General features: G+C 35.1%; 20 protein-coding genes. 8 read left to right on the top strand and 12 right to left on the bottom strand.

All coding sequences use genetic code 11. From position 1 onward, the window contains the following. From ACG94X_RS13990 to rfbB, 7 genes are read right to left on the bottom strand one after another with little or no spacing between them, the layout of a single operon-like run. Positions 1-975 carry an EpsG family protein gene (locus ACG94X_RS13990; protein WP_419384315.1) on the bottom strand — a complete coding sequence of 325 codons (975 nt, stop codon included), beginning with the start codon at positions 973-975 and terminating at the stop codon, positions 1-3. 28 nt (positions 976-1,003) lie between these two features. Beyond that, complete coding sequence (locus tag ACG94X_RS13985; protein WP_419384314.1) at positions 1,004-2,239, bottom strand: glycosyltransferase family protein; 1,236 nt, start codon at positions 2,237-2,239, stop codon at positions 1,004-1,006. Further along, a complete protein-coding gene (locus ACG94X_RS13980) occupies positions 2,233-3,633 on the bottom strand; it encodes a lipopolysaccharide biosynthesis protein (protein ID WP_419384329.1) in 1,401 nt (466 codons plus the stop codon). Before ACG94X_RS13980 ends, ACG94X_RS13985 begins: the two co-directional genes overlap by 7 nt. Positions 3,634-3,644: 11 nt before the next feature. Beyond that, positions 3,645-4,775, bottom strand: coding sequence for a dTDP-4-amino-4,6-dideoxygalactose transaminase (gene rffA / locus ACG94X_RS13975; protein WP_419384313.1), 1,131 nt, complete (start codon positions 4,773-4,775; stop codon positions 3,645-3,647). After that, a complete protein-coding gene (locus ACG94X_RS13970; RefSeq protein ID WP_419384312.1) occupies positions 4,762-5,334 on the bottom strand; it encodes an acyltransferase in 573 nt (190 codons plus the stop codon). The genes rffA and ACG94X_RS13970 overlap by 14 nt, the downstream gene beginning before the upstream one ends. 19 nt (positions 5,335-5,353) lie before the next feature. Next, positions 5,354-6,223 (bottom strand): glucose-1-phosphate thymidylyltransferase RfbA, encoded by an 870-nt coding sequence (gene rfbA / locus ACG94X_RS13965; protein WP_419384328.1) that lies wholly within the window; start codon positions 6,221-6,223, stop codon positions 5,354-5,356. Positions 6,224-6,228: 5 nt separating this feature from the next. Next, positions 6,229-7,287 (bottom strand): dTDP-glucose 4,6-dehydratase, encoded by a 1,059-nt coding sequence (rfbB, locus tag ACG94X_RS13960; RefSeq protein ID WP_419384311.1) that lies wholly within the window; start codon positions 7,285-7,287, stop codon positions 6,229-6,231. 399 nt (positions 7,288-7,686) lie between these two features. Here rfbB and ACG94X_RS13955 point away from each other — a divergent pair, with 399 nt between their 5' ends. From ACG94X_RS13955 to bamJ (ACG94X_RS13935), 5 genes are all read left to right on the top strand, one after another. Continuing rightward, positions 7,687-8,787: a polysaccharide biosynthesis/export family protein gene (locus tag ACG94X_RS13955; RefSeq protein WP_419384310.1), complete on the top strand. Its 1,101-nt coding sequence runs from the start codon at positions 7,687-7,689 to the stop codon at positions 8,785-8,787. A 1-nt stretch (position 8,788) separates the two neighbouring features. Then, the gene (locus ACG94X_RS13950; RefSeq protein WP_419384309.1) at positions 8,789-9,217 is read left to right on the top strand and encodes a low molecular weight protein-tyrosine-phosphatase; all 429 of its coding nucleotides are present in this window, start codon (positions 8,789-8,791) and stop codon (positions 9,215-9,217) included. A 21-nt stretch (positions 9,218-9,238) separates the two neighbouring features. After that, positions 9,239-11,431 (top strand): polysaccharide biosynthesis tyrosine autokinase, encoded by a 2,193-nt coding sequence (locus ACG94X_RS13945; RefSeq protein WP_419384308.1) that lies wholly within the window; start codon positions 9,239-9,241, stop codon positions 11,429-11,431. Between the two features lie 192 nt (positions 11,432-11,623). Continuing rightward, positions 11,624-12,331 carry a BamJ family beta-barrel-assembly machinery protein gene (bamJ, locus tag ACG94X_RS13940; protein ID WP_419384307.1) on the top strand — a complete coding sequence of 236 codons (708 nt, stop codon included), beginning with the start codon at positions 11,624-11,626 and terminating at the stop codon, positions 12,329-12,331. A gap of 44 nt (positions 12,332-12,375) precedes the next feature. Beyond that, on the top strand, positions 12,376-13,065 hold the full coding sequence (gene bamJ, locus ACG94X_RS13935; RefSeq protein ID WP_419384306.1) for a BamJ family beta-barrel-assembly machinery protein: 690 nt from the start codon (positions 12,376-12,378) through the stop codon (positions 13,063-13,065). A 101-nt stretch (positions 13,066-13,166) separates the two neighbouring features. Here the strand turns inward: bamJ (ACG94X_RS13935) and murJ are convergent, their stop codons facing one another. The 3 genes from murJ to ACG94X_RS13920 all read right to left on the bottom strand — a co-directional run bounded on the left by murJ (position 13,167) and on the right by ACG94X_RS13920 (position 15,623). Continuing rightward, positions 13,167-14,717, bottom strand: a complete 1,551-nt coding sequence (gene murJ / locus ACG94X_RS13930; RefSeq protein ID WP_419384305.1) for a murein biosynthesis integral membrane protein MurJ — start codon at positions 14,715-14,717, stop codon at positions 13,167-13,169. Positions 14,718-14,882: 165 nt separating this feature from the next. Continuing rightward, the gene (ampD, locus tag ACG94X_RS13925) at positions 14,883-15,458 is read right to left on the bottom strand and encodes a 1,6-anhydro-N-acetylmuramyl-L-alanine amidase AmpD (RefSeq protein ID WP_419384304.1); all 576 of its coding nucleotides are present in this window, start codon (positions 15,456-15,458) and stop codon (positions 14,883-14,885) included. 33 nt (positions 15,459-15,491) lie between these two features. Next, positions 15,492-15,623, bottom strand: coding sequence for a hypothetical protein (locus ACG94X_RS13920; RefSeq protein WP_419384303.1), 132 nt, complete (start codon positions 15,621-15,623; stop codon positions 15,492-15,494). Between the two features lie 14 nt (positions 15,624-15,637). On the opposite strand from ACG94X_RS13920, the gene nadC reads away from it, so the two are divergent. From nadC to ACG94X_RS13905, 3 genes are all read left to right on the top strand, one after another. After that, positions 15,638-16,483 (top strand): carboxylating nicotinate-nucleotide diphosphorylase, encoded by an 846-nt coding sequence (nadC, locus tag ACG94X_RS13915; protein ID WP_419384302.1) that lies wholly within the window; start codon positions 15,638-15,640, stop codon positions 16,481-16,483. A gap of 152 nt (positions 16,484-16,635) precedes the next feature. Beyond that, positions 16,636-17,799 carry a DUF2135 domain-containing protein gene (locus ACG94X_RS13910; RefSeq protein ID WP_419384301.1) on the top strand — a complete coding sequence of 388 codons (1,164 nt, stop codon included), beginning with the start codon at positions 16,636-16,638 and terminating at the stop codon, positions 17,797-17,799. Positions 17,800-17,970: 171 nt separating this feature from the next. Then, on the top strand, positions 17,971-19,848 hold the full coding sequence (locus ACG94X_RS13905; RefSeq protein ID WP_419384300.1) for an LTA synthase family protein: 1,878 nt from the start codon (positions 17,971-17,973) through the stop codon (positions 19,846-19,848). Positions 19,849-19,862: 14 nt separating this feature from the next. On the opposite strand, the gene ACG94X_RS13900 is transcribed toward ACG94X_RS13905, so the two are convergent. Both ACG94X_RS13900 and ACG94X_RS13895 read right to left on the bottom strand, forming a co-directional pair. Next, entirely contained in the window at positions 19,863-20,027 is a 165-nt protein-coding gene (locus ACG94X_RS13900) for an ABZJ_00068 family colistin stress protein (RefSeq protein ID WP_419384299.1), read from the bottom strand. A gap of 231 nt (positions 20,028-20,258) precedes the next feature. Next, entirely contained in the window at positions 20,259-22,439 is a 2,181-nt protein-coding gene (locus tag ACG94X_RS13895) for a phosphocholine-specific phospholipase C (RefSeq protein ID WP_419384298.1), read from the bottom strand. Position 22,440: the final 1 nt, after the last annotated feature.

Here is a 22,440-nt window from a genome sequence, read left to right as displayed (position 1 = left end):
TTAAAAATTCTCAATACCCCAGCCAAACTTAGGCAAATCTAATAATGGATACCATTGGCCTAGAAAATATATTCCAACTAAAATTATAAAAAATATTTTTAACTCTTTAGTAAAATAAGTGCCAGCCATTAATATCAACAGCATTGTGCTTTCAAATATTCTAGCTGTGTATGGTGTAAAAAAATATGTTGTCAAATATACAATTATACATAAAATAATGAAACTCTGCTTTGCTACAACAAACTCCTTTTGTAATAGAAATAGAATCATCATTACTAACCAAAATAGAAAACCAAGCCCACTTATTTGTCCAAAAACGGGTACAACCTCTTCTGCTTGTCTAGCACCTAGCATAGAAGCAATTATCCCCATTAGTAACAATAAAGTGATGGCAGCTAGGAAACAAATGATACTTTTTATATAGATATCAACTTTTAAAGTTGAGACAATTTTATCAATAAAAACAAAAGCAAGTACAAAAAGAAATGAACTATGAATAAAAGCCGACATTAGGAAAAATATATTTTTCTTGTACTTTTTTTCAGAAAACCATCCTATTAAAAAGAAAGATAGAGCTAGGCCTTGCCTTAAATGTATAATGTGATTTTTAAGCACCTGAGGTAAAAAGAGAATTATTAATAATAAAAGAAAGTTTCTCTTACTGTAATTTAAAGCAAAATAGGAAACACAAAAAGATGAAAAGAAAATTATAAACCTAACAACATTTTCTGGATTTAAGAATGTGGATAGAAAAATATTTATTAATAACCAAATTGGTTCATTAAATATCAATCGCAATAAACCAGAAGAAAAATTCAAGCCTAAAAGATACTTTGCTTGCTCTGCATAAATTAAATAATTGTCCCTATCAACAAAAGCATCAACTGGTAGGTTAGCAAGGAAAAAGGCATAGAAAAATGAAAATAAAAAAATTCCCATTTTATACAAAGTATCTTTTTTAATACGAGCATCCACATACGAAACTTTAAAATTTTTCAAGTTTTCAGACCTCATGATAAATGTTTTTCCGATTTATTTTCATTTTCAAACGAAATAAAATCAAAGAAAAAGTATATATCCATTTATTAAAATAAAAATAGTCTGAAACAACATACGGTCCTTGCTCTATACTATTTTCACAACTTGAAATACTAAAGAATTTTGCTGCTTGATAATGCTCTAAACTCAAATTTTTTTTATTTTCAAAAGAGGAATTTACAAAACCTTTTAGAACATCGAATACAGGTGTTTTACGAATATCTAAACTTTTTAAGTTGTATTCACAATCATAAAAATCGCTAAAGAAACCATAAGTTAGTGGTTCGTTAATTGATTCTATTCCTATAATACTAGGTATACCAAGTGAAGCAGCCTGAATTATCGCTGTACCACTACCTATAAATAAGTCATATTTAGATACTATTACACTAAATTCAGAATAATTAAAAGGGGGATATAAAGTCACATATGCAGATGCATTCTTTACAGCATTTCTTACAATAGGCTCACTATTTCCATCACCATAGATATCGAGGCAAATATCATAACCGTTGATATTTAATTCTTTAATAACATTTGGCATCCAAAAATTATATGTTTTAAAGTCTGTTAAACGTCCAACAGCACACATTCTAATTTTTTTAGAGGAATTAAAGCCGTATTTACATTCTTGAGCAGAGTCAATAACTCCAAGCCTAAATGTTTTTGCATCTTCAATAGTATAGCCAGTTCTTTTACTAACAAAATCTTTTGTATTCTGAGAAAAACACATTAAATTCTTGCTATTTAATGTCTTATAAATAAAGTCACGATTCGTTTTTTCAAAAAAAGGAAGTTTATCCCCACCCCATGAAAATTCGAGAGAATGATACATACCAACTGTTATTGGTATTTTTTTATCTAGTTTTCTTAATATATTATTTGCTAATAATGCCGACTGAGCATCAGTTACATGTATTTGATTACAATCACGAATCATTTGTTCTAAATTATTTTTTTTTAAGCCATGAAGAAGAAAAAAACGCCAATTTATAAATTTTTTTTCAAAAACATCATTGAAATAATAAATTTCAGCATACTCAATAATTTCATTGAATAAGTCTACATTACTTCCACCTAGCTCAGGGGGATTTAGCAATAAAATTTTTGTTTTTTTATTATTTCTAAACCGTTCTTTTGCAAGCCTTACAAAAAAAGTCTCGATTCCTCCTAATCCTAGAGCACCATATATTATTAACACTGGAAACTTCCTAATTTAATTCTCTCAAGAAGCCAAGAAAGTCTACTTGAATAAAGACAACAAAGTATAAAAAAACCGAATAACCAAGCAGCACTAGAAATAAGCGTATTAGGGTATATTTCAAACACTTGCAAAAGTGTTAATACAATATAGATAAGTAAAAATATGTACATTTTGACTCGAGGTAAAGATCGCCATAAAAATGAGCTAAATTCTGTTCTAAGAACCAGAAAAAATATAAATGCTGTCATCGAGGCTAAGGCTGTTCCTTTAACACCAAATATTGGTACAGCAATATAATTCACTATTACATTAGTTAACAATGCAAATAATGATGTAATCATTGCATAGCCTGTTTTTCTTGAAATTCCTATTCCTATGTTTGTAGTTTCTGAAAGCATATAAAGTAAAGGCATAGCAACACATGCAACAATAATATATTGAACACCATTATACTGTTGAGGGAAAAAATATACTAAAATCCATGAAAAAAGTCCAACTAAAGTCCACAACAAACCAACAGCGAGAACCATCAATTCATTTATAAAAATTATCTTTTTAGGATCTATTCCCTCTTTTACCCACTTATATACTAAAGGATGCCATAAATTTGAAAAAACTGTTACAAAAACACCAATACCCGCAGCTAAGCTTGTTGCAACAACATAAATACCAACTTCCTCAAAGCCTCTAAAATAACTAAGGATTAACCTATCCACACTTATTAAAGCCCAATATGCTAAGCTCCCTGTTAACAAAGGAAGTGAAAAACTCAACATTTTTTTAAAAATTATTGCATCAAAACTTTCTTTCCAAGCTTTTTTAATCTCATCCCAAAGAATAAAAATAAAACAAAATGTACTTAACAATAGTACTAATACATTAGTAACAATTAATTGCTCATAATTTTTTTCTCTAAAAAAATATACCAACAACAATAAAAATATTAAATAACCTAATTTAGGAATAATTTGTGTTGCAGAAAAAGCCCAACCCCGGCCTTGCATTCGCAAAGCATGAGAGAATAAATTTATACAAAATAAAAATAAAATTCCTGTAAATATACAAAAATCTAAAACTTTTGAATCTAGTCCAAGAAAATAATATGAAAGTGAAATATCTATTGATTGAAATAATACAAAGCAAATTATAGATATTAAAATTCCAGGTAAGAAAGCTAACTTAAGCAAAACTTGCTTTTTTTCTACCTCATAGTATTCCCTAACATAAGATTGGTGCATATCTAAACTTACAAGAATTACTCCTAAATTTATTATTAATTGAAACATGCTAAAACGCCCAACATCATCTTGGGAAAAAAACCAAGTGATAATAGGTATTGTAACAAAGCTTAATGTTGCACCAACTATTGGCCCTACAGAAAAAGAACCTATATGTTTAAGATTCAGGAGAAAAACTCCTTAATCTTTTCAGTAATTAAATTAATATTTTCTTTCGTTAACCCATACCACATTGGTAGTCGCACAAGCCTTTCACTTTCTTTAGTTGTATTAACATCATCTCCATTAAAACTACCATACTCCAAACCTTTAACTGAATTATGTAAAGGAACGTAATGAAACGCCGAGGATATACCTGAGCCTTTTAAAAAATCTATTAATCGACTTCTTTCTGTTAGATCCTTTAACTTTATATAAAACATATGAGCATTATGCAAACAATCTGTTGGTATTACTGGCAATTCGATCCAGCCTTCTAACTCTATAGGTTTCAAACTGCTATAATATTCTTGCCATATATTTAATCTAAAATTATTTATATCCTCAACTCGCCCTAATTGTCCCCATAAGTACGCTGCTTGAAGATCACTAGCTAAATAACTACTTCCTATATCCACCCAACTATATTTATCAACCATACCTCTGAAAAACTGACTCCGGTTTGTTCCTTTCTCGCGGACAATTTCAGCCCTCTCTTTGAACTGATCATCATTTACAATAAGAAGCCCCCCCTCCCCACCACTAGTATAATTTTTAGTATCGTGGAAACTATATGCCCCTAAATGACCAATTGTACCTAAAGCCTGTCCTTTATATGTTGAATGCATTGCTTGGGCGGCATCTTCAATAACATATAAATTATATCGTTTAGCTAAGTTCATAATTGTATCCATTTCACAGGACACCCCAGCATAGTGAACTGGTACAATTGCTTTAGTATTTTTTGTAATGGCTGCTTCAATTTTACTTTCATCAATATTCATTGTATCTGAACGAATATCAACAAAAATTACTTTTGCTCCACGCAATACAAATGCATTTGCTGTACTTACAAATGTATAACTTGGCATAATAACTTCATCACCTGCTTTAATATTAATTAAAATAGCAGCGAGTTCTAAAGCATGAGTACAAGATGGTGTTAACAAAGCTCTATTGCAAGGTAAATTATCCTCAAACCATTTATGACATTTTTCTGTATAAAAACTATCACCTGACATTTTTTGATTATGTATAACATCAAGTACATATGCATCTTCATCACCTGTATAAGGCGATTTATTAAATGGAATCATTATTCTCTTCACTTATAAACTTGTTTACCAAAACTAAAAGCTTCTTACTTCTCTCATTAATGCGCTTAGCAGGAATTCCAGCATAAATACCCCACGGTTGTGTACTTTTCAATACCAATGACATTGAACCTATCGAACAACCTTCCCCTAAATCAACGCCAGGAAAAATCACTGCACCAGCACCAACGATCACATGTTTATTCAGCTTAACTGAAGAAAAATATTCATTTTTGTACTTTTTAGGGATTAATGAATTAACCATACTTTCTCCAGAGTAATCATCACTCTGCGAAAATACTTTCACTCCATATGCAAGTGTACAAAAATCAGCAATATCAATACCTGGCTCTCCACCAGCTATTAAACACATAGGTGTTATATGACAATACTTACCAATTTTAATATTCCCAGACAAAATGCAAAAGTCATCAATTCGTGAGTTATCGCCAATTTCAATTTGACCACAATCATAAATGCTTGTTTTATCACTAATTTTAACATTCTTACCAAGCTTTTTAAAACCTAAAGCTTGAAGTTGCACTCCACTTAGATAAGCCATAAAAGTTTAAACCTTTTTATTAAACAACAAGTGAAATCAAATACTTACCATAATCATTCTTACTCATACTTTGACCAATCTCTAAAACTTGTTCTTTAGTTAACCAACCATTGTTGAGAGCAATTTCTTCTAAGCAAGCTACTTTATAACCCTGTCTTTTTTCTATGGTTTCTACAAACTGAGCTGCTTCTAGTAAACTTTCATGGGTACCTGTATCTAGCCATGCAAAACCACGACCTAACAACTCCACATTTAAATCACCACGCTCTAAATACATTTGATTTACTGTGGTAATTTCAAGTTCACCACGATCAGAAGGCTTCACGTTTTTAGCAATTTGAATAACATCATTATCGTAAAAGTACAAGCCAGTGACTGCAAAATTTGATTTTGGATGTTTAGGCTTTTCTTCAAGTGATATAGCCCGTTTCTGATCATCAAACTCAACCACACCAAAACGCTCAGGATCTTTGACTTGATAACCAAAAACTGTGGCACCTTTTTTGCGCACTACAGCCTGACGAAGCATTGGTGTAAAGCCTTGACCATAAAAAATATTATCGCCTAAAACTAAACAAACATTACTTTTGCCAATAAACTTTTCACCGATAATAAAAGCTTGCGCTAAACCATCTGGGCTTGGTTGAACTGCATAACTAAGCTCTACACCAAATTGTGATCCATCGCCCAAGAGTCGCTTAAAGCCATCAATATCTTCAGGCGTGCTTATAATTAATACTTCACGAATACCTGCCAACATCAAAACTGACAACGGGTAATAAACCATCGGTTTATCGTAAATAGGAAGTAGCTGTTTAGACACACCTTTAGTAATTGGGTACAGGCGTGTACCAGAACCACCCGCTAAAATAATACCTTTTGTTGTTATTAACATTATGCACTTACACCTAATCTTTCACGTTGATAGCTACCATCTTGAACTCGACGGCACCATTCTAAATTATTTAAATACCATTCCACTGTTTTACGGATACCTGTTTCAAATGTTTCTTCAGGTTTCCATCCGAGATCTTGACCAATTTTACTTGCATCAATTGCATAACGTAAATCATGCCCTGGACGATCTTTAACAAAAGTAATCAGTGACTCGTATACTTGACCATTTGACTGTGGTTTTAATTCATCTAGAATTTTACAAATGGTTTTTACAACTTCAATATTTTGCTTTTCATTATGCCCGCCAATATTATAAGTTTCACCTACTACACCTGCTGTAACAACTTTGTAGAGTGCACGTGCATGATCTTCGACAAATAACCAATCACGGATTTGATCACCTTTGCCATAAATAGGTAATGGCTTACCATCCAAAGCATTTAAAATCACCAAAGGGATGAGTTTTTCTGGAAAGTGATAAGGACCATAATTATTCGAGCAATTGGTAATCATTGTTGGTAAACCATAGGTTCTTTGCCAAGCACGGACTAAATGATCTGAACTTGCTTTGCTCGCAGAATAAGGTGAACTTGGCGCATAGGATGTTGTTTCAGTAAATAGATCCGTTGTACCTTCTAAATCGCCATACACCTCATCCGTTGAGATGTGGTGAAATTTGAAAATTGCTTGATCTTTCTCATCCAAATCCGACCAATATTTACGAGCAACCTCTAGCAAGGTATAGGTTCCAACAATATTTGTTGTAATAAATTCAGCAGGCCCATCAATTGAACGGTCTACATGTGACTCTGCGGCAAGATGCATCACTAAATTTGGTTGAAATTGATTAAAAGCTTGGGTCAAAGCATCAGCATCACAAATATCAACTTGTTGAAATTGATAATTCGCGCTGTGAGCGATTTCCTTCAAAGAATCTAAATTGCCTGCATAGGTTAATTTATCAATATTCAATACTTCATCTTGAGTATTTTTTATAATGTGTCTTATGACTGCTGATCCAATAAAGCCTGCACCACCAGTAACCAAAACTCTCATATTGTGTCCTATGAATCATTTTTAATAAAAATATCTATTTTCAATCATTTCAGACTAATCAATATCTTAGTATGAAACTAAATCTTTCAAGTTGATTATTCACTCTAAATTTTAAGGGCATTATACCTATAATTTATTTACGATACACAATATAAACTGATTTCACCAAATACAATTTATCAATATTGGTAACATTGTGTATAAAAGATCTCATTGTTTCTTTTAGACAATAGAATTTATATATAACAAAGTCGTGAAAAGATACCTGTCCAGACATTTTTCAGCTTTAATACAATAGTCTCTAAATAACGCGATATCCTATTTTTCTTTTTTAGCTTACAATTCTGCCTCAAGATTGAATTTTAAGTAACAACGCAATATAAAATAAGGGTTTTGAATGTGAAGCAAGCACACATATCACTTTTTTCAGTTTTAACTATTTCTTTATTATTTTCTGGTTGTGCAATCACATCTGGACTTCAAACTTATGATTTACCAGAGCATGGGCAATACAAAACCGATCAAGGGGCTGAACTTTCTGTTATCCAACTTGATCAACAAAATATTCCAACTCTAAATATAGCGAATATTGAAAATTCAAATAGCGTGTCTTCTCTATTTCATCAACAACAAAAAATTTATCGATTAACTGCTGGAGATGTCCTCTCCATTCAGCTTTGGGCTTACCCAGAAATTACGCCACCAATTCAAGATGCAACCAACATTAAGGCTGTAGGTTACCCGATAGATCCTGATGGTAATGTTCAATTACCTCTTGTTGGTTCAGTTCGTATTGCAGGTAAAACCCTTGCAGAGACTAATCGGTTTTTACGCAGCCAATTTGCAAGATACTTAAAACATCCTGATGTCGTTGTTCGTGTTCTGTCTTATGAAGGACGCCGTTATTTTGTTAATGGTCAAGTGATGAAAAGTGGGCAATACACTTTAAATGATCAACCGATTAGTATTTATACTGCACTCGGTCAAGCTGGTGGTATTGATACAAAAACTGGTGATACGACCAACATTCAACTAATACGTAATGGTCAAACTTATAATCTGAATAGTATCCAACTTGAAAAACAAGGTCGGTCTTTACATAATTTATTAATTCAAGCAAATGACACGATCTACGTTAACACGAAACAAGATCAAAAACTTTATGTCATGGGTGAGTCAAATAAAAGCCAAGCTTTGGCACTTCGTGAACAAGGTATGACTTTAAGTGATGTATTGGGTGAAAGCGAAGGAATTAGCCCATACTCTGCTAGTGCAGCAAGAATTTATGTCATGCGAACTGATTTAAATACTAAACAATCAACAATTTACCATTTAAATCTTAGTAGTCTTGGCAATCTAGCCCTAGCCAATCAATTCCCTATGCAAAAAAATGATATTGTCTATATTGATGCGACTGGCTTAACACGTTGGCAACGTATCATGAACCAAATTGTTCCATTCTCAAGTGCCTTATATACCTTTGATCAATTAGGTAAATAAAATGCAGATCAAAAATATTTTAGTGGTCTGTGTAGGTAATATCTGTCGAAGCCCAATGGCAGAATATTTTCTAAAAAACCAAAACCCAAATTTAAATATCGAATCTGCAGGACTTTCTGCAATGGTTGGTCATCAAGCTGATGATAAAGCGATCGCTTGTATGGATGAGCTTCATATTGATATGCGTGAACATATTGCACGTCAAATCAACGCTGAACTGATTAAAAAAGCTGATTTAATCTTAGTTATGAGTAAAAATCAGTCTCAGCATATTGAACAAAAATGGCCATTCGCAAAAGGTAAAGTATTTCGCTTAGGTCATTGGCAAAGTCAAAATGTGCCTGATCCATACAAACATGATCAAGCATTTTTTGATGAAACCTGTAAGAATATTCAAGTTTATGCCAAAGATTGGCAATCACACCTCTAAATTTTAATTAGTTGTTAACTTATGAACCAAAATTCAAAAACTAATGATGATGATACAATTGACTTAAAAGAGTTATTTTTCTCTTTAATTTCCCAATGGAAAGTGATTGCACTTTGTGTCATTTTGAGTTTAATCTGCGCGTTACTTTATCTTCGTGTTACCGCACCCGTCTACTCAACCGACGCCATCGTTCAAGTTGAAGATGGCAAAAGTGCAGCATCTGCTGCTTTAATGGGTGGTCTATCAGATGTTGCAGGAAGCTTAGGACAAAAATCTCCCGCTGATGCAGAGATAGAAATCCTAAACTCAAGACTTGTACTAGGTAAAGTGATTCATGACCTGAATCTAGACATCCAAATTTCCGACAATGAAAATACTTTTTTCCATAACTTGGTTTCAAAAGATAAAACTCGATTAAGCTACGACACTAAAGCCATTACTTTTCAAAAGAATCAATCAAGCTTTTCAGTCTTGAAATTTGATATTCCACAATATTACTATGATAAAAAATTAACCCTGCAGTTTGTTGATAAAACTAAATTTAATTTAAGCTATAAAGATCAAGTTGTCTTTAAGGGCAGTTTAAATCATTTAAATCAAACTCAAGATAATAAAGGAATGTGGTCTGTTCAAATTAATAGCCAGAGCCCATTTAAACAAGATTTTACCATCACAAAACTTTCGCTTCCTTCGGCAGTTAAACTGGTACGAGAAAACTTTGCAGTTTCTGAAAAAGGTAAAATGACTGGGGTGATTGGTCTAAGCTATACAGGCATTGATCAAGAACATATTACAAAAGTTCTTAATCACATCTTAAGCATCTATCATGAACAAAATATTGAACGTAAAACATTAGAATCAAAGCAAACTTTAAGCTTTCTTGATCAACAGCTACCTGAGTTGAAAAAGCAACTTGAAGATTCAGAAATCAAATTCAATAAATTCCGTGAACAATATAATACTGTTGATGTCACACAAGAATCTGAGTTGATGCTCAAGCAAAATATCGAACTGGAAAAAATGCGCATCGAACTCAAGCAAAAACAAGCTGAGTACTCTGCAAAATATACCTCAGATCACCCGCTCATGACTGAAATTAATGCGCAACTGGCAGCTATTGATAAAAAAATCTCAGAGTTAGCACAATCTATTAAGCGCTTACCTGAAACCCAGCGCCTGTATTTACAAATTTATCGTGATGTTAAGGTGAATACTGAGCTTTACACTTCATTATTAAACAGCTATCAACAATTAAAAATTGTGAAAGCGGGTGAAATTGGTAATGTCCGTATCATTGATACCGCTGTAGAACCCGTTAAACCAATCAAACCACGAAAACTGATTGTATTAATTCTTTCAATTTTTGTTGGTGGCTTTATTGGTGTTTTAATTGCTTTAGTTCGTAATATGCTTTCTTCGGGTATTAAAGATTCAAGCCGTATTGAAAATGAGTTAGATCTGCCTGTTTATGCAACCGTTCCTCGATCTCCTATACAAGAGAGCCGTGTTCAATTGCTTAAAAAGAAAAAGTCGATTCCTATTCTTGCGGTTAAAAATAGTGAAGATATTGCGATTGAAAGTTTGCGTAGTATTCGTACCACCATCCATTTTGCTTTAAATAATGCAAAAAATAATATTATTGCTATTTCTGGACCTGCACCTGAAATTGGCAAATCATTTATCTCGACAAATCTTGCCGCAATTTTTGCACAAGGGAATAAAAAAGTTCTTTTGATTGATGCAGACATCCGTCGTGGTTATTTACATAAGTATTTCGACCATGATACATCGCCTGGTTTAACAGAATATTTAACCAATCAAAATTCAATTGAACAATGTATTGTACATTCTGGAACAGTCAATAATTTAGATTTCTTACCTCGTGGTAAGAACCAAGGCAATCCTTCAGAAATGCTCAGTTCACAGCGCTTTAGTGAGTTACTCAATCAATTGTCTCAGCAATATGACCATATCATCATAGACACACCACCTATTCTTGCAGTCACTGATGGTATTATTATTTCCCAATTTGTCGGTGTAAATCTTGTTGTCGCACGTTATGGCAAAACACAAATGAGGGAATTAGAATTAACCATCAATCGCTTTGAACAAGCTGGAACCAAAGTCAATGGTATTATTCTCAATGATGTTCAAGCATCGATTGGAGGAAGTTATGGCTATGCTTATGCCTATACTTCAGTCAAAGATGATTAATACTCTTGTATTTAGATAGCAAACACTCAAAAAGCCAGATTAAAATCTGGCTTTTTGATAATTGAGATCTGTATATTTTTAGTTGTCCTCATCAGATAACTATATCGTTTGCCATGAAGACGTTATATGCTTGTTCAGTTTATGCTAAGGATCAACTTAGCCTTTTAAAAAGATTAAAATTTGGGAATTTTTATGAGTAAAGCCTTACCCATCGCAGTTGCTGTAATTTTAGGTGGTGCTGCACTTGTACCTGTTTATTATGCTTCTCAACATCCAGCTGACGTAAACAGTAGTTCAATGTCAAAAACTGCAAAACCTGTTGAAAAAATCAGTTATGCACTAGGCTATGAAGTTGCAAGCCAAACACCACCTGAAGTTGATGTAAATACATTTATTAGTGGTATTCGTGACGGTCATGCTAAAAAGCAACGTGCATATACAGACGAAGAATTACAAGCTGCTTATGTTGAATTCCAAAAAGAAATGCAACATAAACAATTAGAAAAAACCGAGAAAACGACATCATCAAATGACACTTTCTTAGCAGAAAATGCTAAAAAACCAGATGTTGTAACTACAGCATCTGGTTTGCAATATAAAGTGACCAAACAAGGCTCAGGTAAGCAACCTGCGGCAACTTCACAAGTTACTGTACATTACAAAGGTATGTTGCTAGATGGCAAAGTCTTTGATAGTTCTTATGATCGTGGACAGCCTGTAGAATTTCCTTTAAACCAAGTGATTCCTGGTTGGACTGAAGGCTTACAGTTGATGAAAGAAGGTGGTAAAGCGACGTTCTATATTCCTGCAAAATTGGCTTACGGTGAACAAGGTGTACCTGGAACGATTCCACCGAATAGCACATTAATTTTCGATGTTGAACTTCTTCAAGTGAAATAAATATTAAAAAAGGAGAGCTTAGCTCTCCTTTTTGGATTTTAATTATGAAAAAAACACTCATTACCTTTAGTTTAAGTCTAATCACGACTACTACATTCGCAGCGCCTATTAATAATAAAAGCCCCCAACAAGATCAATTGGGTTATAGCTACGGTTATGTAATGGGACGTACCAATGCAGACACGTTAAAAGATATTAATTTAGATACTTTTATCCAAGGTATTAAAGAAGGTTCTTCAGGGCAAAAAGCTTCTTTGACCGATGAAGAAATGGCGAAAGCACTATCGCAATACAAACAACGAAGCGAAGCGAAGCAAATGCTAGAGTTTAAAAAAATAGCAGATGAAAATTTAAAAATTGGGACAGCTTTTTTAGACAATAATGCCAAACAATCAGGTGTTATCACTCTGCCAAGTGGTTTGCAATACAGCATTCTCCAACAAGGATCTGGCAAAGCCCCCTCTGCTAAATCGAAAGTATCAGTCAATTATGAAGGTCGCTTGTTAGATGGGACTGTTTTTGACAGCTCTTTTGCTCGAAATGAAGCTGTAGAGTTTCAAGTCAGCCAAGTCATTTCTGGTTGGACTGAAGGCTTACAACTGATGAAAGAAGGCGCTAAATATCGTTTCTTTATCCCTGCAAAATTAGCGTATGGCGAAATCGGTGCAGGTGATGCCATTGGACCAAACAGTACATTAATTTTTGATGTTGAGTTATTGAAAGTTTTACCTTAAAAATTATTTAGCAATTCATCAAAAGGCATCAATAAAAAAACATCGCTCAATAGCGATGTTTTTTTTACAGCAAATATTTTCAATGGAATGAATAAAAATACTTAATGCTTCAAATGTCTTGGTCTAAATCCAGCAGTCAACAATGCAATGCCATAGGTTACAACACCAACAATACATAAACCCAAGACTTCTAAAATACGAATCCATTGCGAAACTTCTCCATTATACCAAGTCATGGCATAGCAAAGTGCTGCGACCATTGCGATATTAGCAATAGAAAATTGAACAAATAATTTTTTCCAATGTGCGCCAAATCTAAAAATATCACGCTTATGTAAATAGAAATATAACATTCCTGCATTCACTAAAGCCGAACCAGAAGAAGCAATTGCTAATGCTATATGTTCTGCTTGCCAATCTATGAACCTAAAAAAGCCAATAAATATAATATTAAGGATCGCATTGGCAGCAACAGCCATTAAACCGACACGAACAGGAGTCTTGGTATCTTGCATTGCATAGAAACCAGGCGCAAAAACTTTAATGAGCATGAATGCCAACACCCCACCACTCATACATTGCAGTGCCATTGCGGTCATTTGAGTATCACGCACATCAAAAGCACCTCGTTGGAACAGTGCTTGAATAATCGGCGTTGAAAGCATAAACAATGCGATACTTGCAGGAACACCGACAAGGACAATCACACGTGCTGCCCAATCCAACATTTTGCGAAATTTAGCTTGATCTTGTTCAGCCTTACTCATTGATAATGAAGGTAGAATCACTGTTCCAATCGCAACCCCAATCAATCCCAAAGGCAGCTCTGTCATTCGTTCTGCGCTGTAAAGCCAAGATACAGAACCATCCTGCATGAACGATGCCCAAATCGTATTTAACAATAAATTAATTTGTGTCACTGATACCCCAAATAATGCGGGCAACATCAATTTAAGAATACGATCTACACCTTCGTGTTTAAAATCAACCTTAGGTGGAATAAGTAATTTTTTTTTCCATAATTCCGGTACTTGTATCGCAAGTTGTAAAATACCCGCGATCACCACAGCCCAACCCAGTGCCATAATCGGCTGTGCTAAATAAGGGGAAAGCCACCAAGCTCCAGCAATCATCGCAATATTTAACAGTACAGGAGAAAATGCAGGTGATGCAAATGAGCCATAGCTATTTAAAATGCTGCTAGCAAAAGCAGTCAATGACATAAACATTAGATATGGAATCGTTAAACGAAACATATCTACAGCGAGATCAAATTTAGCAGGATCGTTATGAAATCCGGGTGCATAAGCATATAAAATCACGGGTGCAATAATCATACTGACTAACGTCAATATTGACATCACGATCAACAGACAACCAAACACTCGGCTAATCAAAATCTGCACTTCCGCATGTAATTTTGTAGTTTTATATTCAGTTAAAACAGGAATAAAGGCTTGTGAAAAAGCCCCTTCGGCAAATAACCGCCTAAAAAAGTTCGGAATACGAAATGCAACCACGAAAGTATCGAAGTCTTTACCTGCACCAAAAACATTCAGTAGCACCATGTCTCTGACTAGACCCAATACCCGAGAAAGCATGGTCATTGCACTGACAATAAAGGTGGATCGCCACAGCGCCATCGTATTCACCCAGTTAAAATAAAGTCGCTATTGTAATTAAATATTCTTAAAAGTTCGTTGTTAAATCATAAATAGAATTGATTTTTTATGATTTTAAATCGTTCAGATATTCACAAATCAAAAGAACTTAACTATTTTTTAGGAATCACCCACTAAAAGAGCAGCTAATTTATGTCAAAGCCCATGTTTAACCTTGACCAATAACTCACGAAAAGCTTGCCATTGAAAATGTGGCCCAGGATCTGTTTTACGCCCTGATGCAATATCTGAATGTCCTGCAATATGCTGCTGGATCATTGGATAAGCACGTTGCAGCGTTGCAACAGCGTTCACCAATTGTTGATATTGAATTGCTTCAAAATCAGTATCATCACTGCCTTCAAGCTCAATACCGATTGAATAATCATTACATTCAATTTTACTTAAATAAGTAGAACGCCCTGCATGCCATGCACGATCATTAAAATTCACAAACTGTAAAATTTCACCTGTTCGTAGAATAAGTAAATGCGTGGAAACTTTCATACCTTCAATGGTTTGAAAATAAGGATGAATCGACCAATCAAGTTGATTTTGAAAAAATTGCTCAATATATCCACCTCCAAACTGCGACGGCGGTAAGCTAATATTATGAATCACGAGCAATTGAATTTCTGTATTTTCAGGACGTTGATTATAATTAGGGGATGGAATTTGTCTTGCGCCAATCAGTTGACCATCGACCACTTGAAACTGCGTTGCAATCTGCATCATCCACCTTTTATTCAAATGAATATCAATATTTTATAGATAAATTTGGATACTGAATCCACCAAATTTTAATGCTGCTAGTTTACTCTGATCTGTATAAAATAAAAACTTCTTCAAACTGGTGACGACAATGTTAATATAACGCTCAGTTTTTAAGGGTGACATTATAGGGACATTCCATGAGCATACCTCAATCTTTGCTTGAACAATCGATTCAAATCAATATTCAACAAGCACTCCAAGAAGATATTGGTGATGCGGATATTACTGCCCTACTCACGCCTGAAGATGAACAAGCCACTGCAACCATTATCTCACGAGAAGATATGATTTTGGCAGGTCAGCCATGGGTCAATGCTATTATTCAAACCTATGATCCATCAATAAAAATTACTTGGCTTAAAAATGATGGCGATCGAGTCAAAGCCAATGAAACCATTTACAAGCTTGCAGGTTCTGCACGTAGCTTACTCACCATAGAACGCCCTGCTTTAAATTTTGTACAAACCTTGTCTGCTGTTGCGACCAAAACTGCTGAATATGTTCAATATTTAGAAGGCACACACACCAAACTGCTCGATACACGTAAAACTTTACCCGGTTTACGCATTGCACAAAAATATGCAGTTGCGATTGGTGGTGGTCAAAACCATCGTTTAGGTTTATTCGATGCTTTTTTGATTAAAGAAAATCACATCATGGCCGCAGGCGGTATTGAGCAAGCCATTGCCAAAGCACACCAAATTGCACCCGGTAAGATTGTTGAAGTCGAAGTTGAAACTTGGGATGAATTAAATCAAGCACTTGAAGCGAAAGCGGATATTGTGATGTTAGATAATTTCAGCCAACAACAAATGATTGATGCGGTAAAACATGTTGCAGGTCGTTGTAAACTAGAGGCTTCTGGCAATATCACACTTGCTAATTTACATGAAGTCGCAAAAACAGGCGTCGACTATATTTCGATGGGTGTATTGACCAAAGATGTCAAAGCTATCGATTTATCGATGCGTTTTAATGCCTAATTACTCAATCATATTCGGTCATAAAGCAGTATCAATATACTGCTTTTTTTATTACAAAATAAAACGATGAGTCAATAAATAATCAGCTAATTTTATGCAAAAGATCTTCTAAATAACAATCAAATTATGTGCACCAACAAAAGAGATAAACAATGAAAAAACATATTTTATATTCATCACTATTCGCATCCATTATTCCGATCTTGAGCCATGCAGACACCGTCAATGTGCATGTGTTAAGTGCAACAGTGAAAGATCAAAATATTGCCAATGCTGAAGTGATTTTGCAAAAAAATGGTGAGCGCTCTGCATCAAGCTCTACCAATACAAGCGGCCGAGCCTCAGTCAATAGTAATACTACAGACAATTCAGATAATTTACTGATTATCAAAAAATCAGGTTATTCAACACTGGTTGCAAAATGTCCATGTGATGGCATGACCTACGCCTTAAGCCCTGTACTCAAAGATCTCAACAGTATGCGAATTGTACTGAATTGGGGGCAAAACCCTTTAGATCTCGATTCACACTTAAGTTATAAAAATCAGCATGTATATTGGGACAGTAAACAAGGTTTGGCTGCAAATCTGGATGTGGATGACACCGACTCTTATGGTCCTGAAACCGTCACGATTGATAAACGTTTAGAAGGTCAATATTATGTGTATTCAGTACATGACTTTTCTGATCGCACTCAACCAACTACGACCAATTTATCCAATAGCCAAGCCAAAGTCATGGTGTATGCAGGTGAATCACTGATTCGTTCTTATTATATTCCAACTGGTCAAACGGGGAATTTATGGACTGTATTCCGCATTAGCCCTGAAGGTGAAATTCAAGACATCAATCGTATTTCAGGAGCCACGGTTAACGCAAGCCAAGTGGGTTCAACAGTATCAAATTATCAAAATCAAACCACTCGGGTAAATATTGTTCCTGTCTCAGCCGATGCGCAAAAAAGAGCCAAGACCCTTAATTTAAGTGCAGATAAAGCCTATCAAAACAACCAGATTGAACAAGCTGCAATGCTCTATCAACAGTCTATCGACTACAATCCAAATGTTGGCCAGACCTATAGTAATCTTGCCGTTGCTTATCAAAAGCTCAATCGTTCCTCAGAAGCTTTATGGGCAAATCAAAAATCCATTGCTTTGGCGACCAATAACAATACCAAAGCTTATTCTCACTATAATATGGGTAAAATCTATGAAAATAATCAAGATTACGCCCAAGCTAAGCAACATTACCAATTGGCAAATCAATACAAACCAAGCGCGACTTATGATGAAGCGATACAACGCGTAAGCCAGTAAAAAAATTGCCCAAAGGATATCTACATTCTTTGGGCAATTTTGATGCTTTAGTTTGCTATTTTTTATTGATTAGTTTTAATTTTGCTTACAAAACAAGCAGTTTTTACATAGAAAAGCCGTCTGAATAAGCCTATAATCTTTGGCTTCCAATACATTCCTGTAATTAGGCCAATGAAGACTTTGAAACAACAAGTTTTGTTTTTACTTGTCGCTTTTTTATCTGTATTTGCTTTTTTCTTATACCAAGAAGATATCACGCGTTTCTTTCAATTACGTGACATCTATCTAAAACCACGTCTGTATAAATATGGCTTTTCAATTCTCTTAAACTACGCCTTTATTAGTTTATTTTATTTAATTTTAAGAAAAACCTTTGCGACTATTTTACTCAGTCAATTTATTATTTTTTTACTGAGTTTTATAAATATCAAGAAAGAGCAATATCTTTCTGCGAGTTTGGTTCCTAGTGATTTTTTATTATTTAAAGAAACCTTTATCGCCTCTCCAATCATGCTCAAAATTGCGGTCTTTGCAGCAATTGCTGTGTTTATTGGACTATTTGTATTTCTCTATAAAAAAGAGAAATTAGGGACAAAGCCGCTTCTCCTAACAAATAGCATTTTATCTTTTGCTATCCTTGGCTTCTTTATCACTGCGAATTTTAAAAATAATTTTAGTGAAGCGTGTGTCAATGCAGCAAAAAATTCAATTTGCCAATATGCAAAATATTTACCCAATACCCGTGGTGACTGGATCGGTGATCATTTAACCATTAAATACTTAGGTTTTTCGACCTTCTTTTTTTCCAAAACCGTAGATGGCTTAAACAATAAAATTTTCCAAACACAAGTTATTCCTGAAGAAAAAGTTGCTGCTTTTTATCAACCAATGACGGTTGAGCATGATGAAGAACCTACATCGAATCTAGCATCAGATGATCAGTCACAACAAAAGTTATTGCCAAATATCGTTTTTGTGATGAGCGAGTCGCATTGGGATGCCACAAAATTAGATAGAAGCATTCCACGTAACATCACCCCAACAATTACTAAAAATCAGGTTTCTAGCTTATTGTCTCCAAGCTTTGGAGGAGGAACTGCTAACGTTGAGTTTGAAGTTTTAACCAGCCTAAATACCTATTTAAATCATAATGAATTGGCTTATGTATCAAAATTAAAACGCCCAACCTATTCATTACCAATGTATTTAAATACATTGGGTTATGAAACAACTGCAATGCATAACAACGGCAAATATTTTTATAACCGTAGCGCAGTTTATCAAAATCTAGGTTTTAACCGTTTTACTTCAATTGAAAATATGATCAACATGGCTGACCGTGCCAAATATATCAATGCTGCGGGTTGGGCTACTGATGATTTGATTTATAACAGCATTGAAAATCAGCTTAAAAATACCGACAAACCGCAATTTATCTATGCCATCAGTGTTGAAAATCATCCAATGTATAGTGATGATCGCTTTGGTAAAGACCATTTTAAAATCACTAAAGATGGTGTGAGTGAGAACAGTAAACGTGCACTGAATACTTATTTAACGGGTATGCAACGTGCTGATGATAAATTTAAAACCCTGATTGAGCATGTTAAACAGCTTGATCGCCCAACGATTGTGATTTTCTTTGGTGACCATTTACCTAACTTACAAAGTGTTTACGATGAATATGGCTTCTTTAAATCAGAGCAAGAAAAAGCTGAGAAAAAAGATGTGCGCTTCTTTGAAACACCACTTGCAGTTTGGGCAAATTTCCCGATTGATCATAAACAATTTAAAGGGCCTTTTGTGGCAGCACATTTCTTAGCACCTAAAGTATTAGAAGCTGCGCATATTCCCCTTTCACCTTACTATGCTTTTGTAAATAAGGTGAGCGCTTGTTATACAACCGTTCATCAGACAGGTACACAAACGCAAAAATCTTGTGAATTTAATCAAGCTGAGATTCTACAACAGTATAAAGACATGAATATGGATGTGTTAAATGGTAAGAATTTCACTTATCAGATGTTAAAATCAAAAGCTGAAAGCTAGTCCTATCCAAATGATCAAGAAGGTTCTCCTGAGTCTTCTTGATCGTGCTGTTGTTCAGCATGTTGTTGTGGTTCATTATTTTTTGCGTCAAATTCTTTGCTTTCGAAATCTTCACGGCGTGGATCTCCAGCTATCAATACAAAGGTAATCACTGCGAATAGAACAATGAGTATTTTCATAAGCCTGCCATTTGCTAAAATTTTAAATATTCTAAATATTGGCTGATGAAAAGATTTGTAGAGTCTGTATACGAAACAAGGGATTTCAGCTGATTTATGTATCTATTGAGATAAATAGATGATTGGAATCTTAATCATGTAAGTTTGCGCAAATTATGTGAGCATTTATCAACTCAAAAATAAGGTGCAAAGCGCACCTTATTTAAATCATAAAAATTTAGCTATTTAAAATTAAGATTCTATGAATCCCATATAAGGGTCAGAAAATGAGTCTTTACCCGTTTCAATACGCCCAGCAAAACGGCGTTTAAAGGTGCTATCACCGTCTATTGTCACAGTAAAATCATACCAACCACCGAAATCAGACATATTCCAATTCAACTCCTTTTCTGTAGAAGCAGTTTCGATATTCCATGTCTTATTGGGTAGATAAGCATTGGCTTTCACCGTCAATTTTGCTGTTTTCGCAGCGTCATTACGAACTTTTAAATAGAGTTTAGGATCACACTCTTCAACACATACACGCACTTCTGGCAATGCATCTATTTGTGCAGACTTGACTAGATCTCCTGTAAAGCCACGATGGAAGCCATTTGGACCCAACACCCATAAATCATATAGTCCATTTGAAGTGTTCCATACATCGTCCAATTGCTTGCCTGCTTCAACCATATAACGACGAGGAATTGCGTCTAAATTCAATTTGTCGTAAACATGGAAAACTGCGGCATGTGTTCCTGTATTGGAGAACATTAACTTCACCGTTTTTGTTACCACATCAACTTTCGCACTACTATGTAAAATATAAGGTAATGCCCGAGACAATCGTGTTCCTAATTCTTGAACAGGATAGACCTGACTTAAAGGACGAGAGACCGGCGGCAATAGCGCTTGCGCATTACGAATCGCATCTGCATCATTTTTGGTTTTTTTACCCATCAAATCCGAAATAGCCGTAGTATTTGGATTTTTAAAGTCAAAAGCTGTGGTTAAATCACCACATACAGCACGGCGATATGGACTAATATTCGGTTCTTGCACGCCAAAACGTTGCTCTAAGAAACGAATAACAGACGAATGATCAAAAACCTGTGAATTTACCCAACCACCACGGCTCCACGGAGAAATCACATACATGGGTACGCGTATTCCTGGACCATAGACCCCTACACCATTGCTGACTTTAGGATCAGTAAAATTAGGTTGGCTTGCTGAAGCTTTGGGATGTGTAGCGTATTCATATGAGATTTGTTCATCACTTAAGGTGGTTTTACCTTGCATCACACCTGAAGCATCTTTTGAAGGCGCACTTGGTGATGGAATGTGATCAAAAAAGCCATCATTTTCATCAAAGTTGACCAATAAAACCGTTTGACTCCAAATCGCAGGATTTTCCGTTAAAGCGTTTAAAACTTCCTGAATATACCAAGCACCTTGTACAGGGCTCGATGGTCCTGGATGCTCACTATAGGCCGCTGGTGCAACCATCCAGCTGACTTGAGGTAATTGACCTTTGGCAATATCATCTTTAAATGAAGCGAGAAATCCGCCATCAGGCATCGTATTGGCAATCCCTTTATACAATGGTTGTGTTGCATCAATGGCGGGATCATAAGCAGGACACGTGCTGTCATTGTTTACAGGTTTACCGGATAACTCATTGGCACGGCGATACTGTTTAAAGCCCGCTAAAGGATTGTCAGTAAAGTTATCTGGCATGTTTTGATAAACTTTCCATGTCACACTCGCTTGTTGTAAGCGCTCTGGATAGGTTGTCCAATCATAGCCTGTGCTTGATGCACCAATACTGTCCAAGTCATTTACGACACTGGCGACACCCGCAGCTTTAGGACCGTTTGAACCTGTCCATAAGAACATACGATTCGAATTGGTTCCTGTATGCATTGCACAATGATATGCATCACACAGGGTAAAGGCGTTGGCAAGTGAGAACTGAAATTCAACTTCTTTTTGTTTGTAATATCCCATAGATTGGGGTTGCTTATATTGTACCCAATTGCCCATACGGCCATGGTTCCAAGCAAATTGCCCATCTGTCCATGAGTGTGGCGTACCGCTAACACGTTGTGCATTGCCACGCGTGCTGTCTAAATGATAGGGAAAGATTTTGTTCTTATCTTTATCGTATTGTTCCCAAATCTTACGGTTGTCGGATAGCGGAATGGTAAAACGATCACCAAACCCACGAACACCTTTTAACGTCCCAAAATAATTATCAAAGGAGCGATTTTCTTGCGTCAAAATGATGACATGTTTTACATCTTTAATCGTGCCTGTTTCGACTTTGGCGTCAATGGCTAAAGCTTTTTGGATGCTGGCTGGAAAGCTGGCTAAAGCGGCTGTACCAAATATTGTTTTTGTTGAATTGACTAAAAAATCACGACGGTTCATC

Origin of the sequence: Acinetobacter psychrotolerans, assembly GCF_048552595.1 — a bacterium.
Classification (GTDB): Bacteria; Pseudomonadota; Gammaproteobacteria; order Pseudomonadales; family Moraxellaceae; genus Acinetobacter.
Note: the sequence above shows the minus strand (reverse complement) of the source record. Positions and strands in the feature narration are given on the sequence as shown.